We start from the raw sequence: 2,564 nt of genomic DNA on the forward strand, positions 1-2,564 counted from the left end.
CAGTATCACAATGTAACTCAGGAAGGGCATAGACGTGCTGCCTCCCATTGCCTTTACGGATTTATAAAGCTCCCAGATATTATCATGTACGATGGGCTCGATGCTCTGTTTAGAAAGGTTGGTCGCCATGATGATTCCCTTATCAATGAGCTCCTTTTCAAGTACCTTCGATTCCTGATAAAGGGCGATGGCACTTGTGAGAAATATCACAAAGAGGGTACCACTGCTGATAGTAAGTATCAGTTTCTGTCTGATTGTTAAAAAACGGAATGTTTTCAGGAGACCCATAACTTTATCTCTTAACTGGTTGTTGGTGATTAAGAGTATTCATATAATGGTACATTCTCCTTACGGTGTCAAAAAGCGAATCATCACCTTTGATAAATCCATCCAATAGCATATCTTTTAAGATATTTTTGCCTGCAGGGTCTTTATCCATACCAAGAAAAACAGACCTTAGTTTTCTCTTTAAGTCTACTGGAAGGTTTTTACGCATCACTACAGGTGTGAAACCAAAAGGAGGAGAAATCTCTATAACCTTAGTTTTACTGGTCAATTCAGGATGCAGGATATGCATCAGGTCATATACATAACTATCAACACTAGCGCCATCTACAAGACTATCCCCCACTGCTTCTATAGAAGCAGTATGACTATAGGTCTGCACCCACTTCCTGAAATACTCATTAGGGGAATAACCTGCCCTTGCCAGTCTGTAGCGCGGGAAAAGATAGCCTGAATTAGAGAGGGGATCCGGGTATGCATAAAGTTTTCCCCTTAAGTCCTCTATGGACCTAGCGGGGCTATCCTTAGGAACAACGACATACGAGTAATAATAGGGTTTACCCCTTCTCTTCGGAACGGCTAAGAGTTCCATACCAAATTTCTCCTTCCCTATTACATATGGTAGGGTGCAGACAAAAGCGATATCCACCCGTCCTTGTTCTATTAAATCATTTATCTCCTGATAGGTTTTCCGCTGAACGATATTTGTAGGCATCTTTATCTTTTTCCCTATATACTCGATAAGTCTCTTGTTTAGTTCAACATTTTGCTCTACAAGAACAGGAGTAATGGCAACCTTCAGCGACTGCTCCATCGCCATAGCACCAGTATTAAACAATAAGTATGAGCAGATTGTCAATATAGCGGGGAGAAGAAAGGTCATTCCAAATCCACAAATTTGTCCATTATTATTTTTAAGCAAGATTAATGCCATAACTTAAAATCATTTTAAAATCAGTGGCTTTATAAAAATTTCTATCTCTTAGTCGCAATTCAGGTTGCAAAAATGTAACTTAAATGACTTGAGTAGTTGCAGGAATTTAACTTAGAAAGTCTCTTCATCTAAATCTGCTACGGATACAGGAAAGCCGTATTCCTTGAGTTTTCTCCACAGGGTCTCTCTGCTGATTCCAAGTCTTTTCGCAGCCTCTTTCTTTTTGCCGTATGTTTCTTCAAGAACTCGGGCTATTATCTCTTTTTCAAACTCCTTTAATCTTTCTACCAAGCAAAGGTCTTCGCAAGCCAAGGTGGTGGTACTCTGTTTTACCTTAGTTTCTCTTATTTCGTCTGGCAGACAGCAAGGTTCTACCCTATCGCTCCTACAGAAGGTTACAGCCATCTCTATGGCATGTTTTAGTTCCCTTACATTGCCTGGATAATCATATGCTACCAGTCTCTCCATGGCTGCGGGTGTGACGGTAATGTCAGGCTTCCCAGTCTTTCTGCAGAATATCTCCAGAAAATGATTGACAAGCAGTGGTATGTCTTCTTTTCTGTCTCGTAAAGGTGGAATGGTTATAGGCAGGACATTGAGCCTGTAGTAAAGGTCTTCCCTGAATCTGCCTACTTTTAGTTCATCTCTTAGATTCTTTCCCGTTGCATAGATAGTTCTTACATCGACGGTCAATGGTTCATTTCCACCAAGATGTTCGAAAGTATGGCTTTCAAGAACCCTCAAAAGTTTTGCCTGTAAGGCAAGTGGCATGTCAGCAATTTCGTCAAAAAAAATCGTACCACCATCAGCTACCTCAAACTTTCCTTTTTTCCTGTGGATGGCGCCTGTAAATGCCCCTTTCTCGTGCCCGAATAGTTCTGACTCAAGCAGTGTCTCAGGGATTGCGGCACAGTTTATCTTAAGAAATAGCTTGTCTCTCCTCATGCTTAAGTTATGTATTGCATTCGCTACCAATTCCTTGCCTGTCCCGCTTTCACCGTATATCATTATTGATGAATCTGTTTTTGAAACAACATCGATTGTCTCAAAGATTCTCTGCATGGCAGGACTTATACTAATAATGTGCTGGAATTGTTTTTTCTCCTTTATTTCCTCCCTCAATCTTATGTTTTCGAGCTCAAGCCCCCTCTGTTTTATAAATCTATCTATAACAATGAGGAGCTCCTCTGGGTCAAATGGCTTCGAGATATAGTCATAGGCGCCTTCTCTCATAGCCTCAACAGCGGTCTTTACATCTGCAAAGGCAGTGATTACAATCACCCCTGTATCAGGAGAGATGTTCTTTATAGATTTTAATACCTCAATACCATTAATACCTGGTAGC

General features: G+C 40.8%; 3 protein-coding genes. All 3 read right to left on the reverse strand.

The window, feature by feature from the left end; translation table 11 throughout:
- Window positions 1-288 (reverse strand): hypothetical protein (locus AB1488_09995; GenBank protein MEW6410422.1); only part of this gene is annotated, 288 nt, incomplete at its 3' end.
- Between the two features lie 4 nt (window positions 289-292).
- Window positions 293-1,219 carry a phosphate/phosphite/phosphonate ABC transporter substrate-binding protein gene (gene phnD / locus AB1488_10000; GenBank protein ID MEW6410423.1) on the reverse strand — a complete coding sequence of 309 codons (927 nt, stop codon included), beginning with the start codon at window positions 1,217-1,219 and terminating at the stop codon, window positions 293-295.
- A 111-nt stretch (window positions 1,220-1,330) separates the two neighbouring features.
- Window positions 1,331-2,564, reverse strand: a 1,234-nt coding sequence (locus AB1488_10005) for a sigma-54 dependent transcriptional regulator (protein MEW6410424.1), incomplete at its 5' end; no start/stop codon positions are given.

This window comes from Nitrospirota bacterium, assembly GCA_040756155.1.
GTDB lineage: Bacteria > Nitrospirota > Thermodesulfovibrionia > JACRGW01 > JBFLZU01 > JBFLZU01.

What these genes read in the sequence shown, in the direction of transcription:
- phnD (MEW6410423.1), bottom strand. Translation starts at nt 1,219, where the DNA reads ATGGCATTAATCTTGCTTAAAAATAATAATGGACAAATTTGTGGATTT.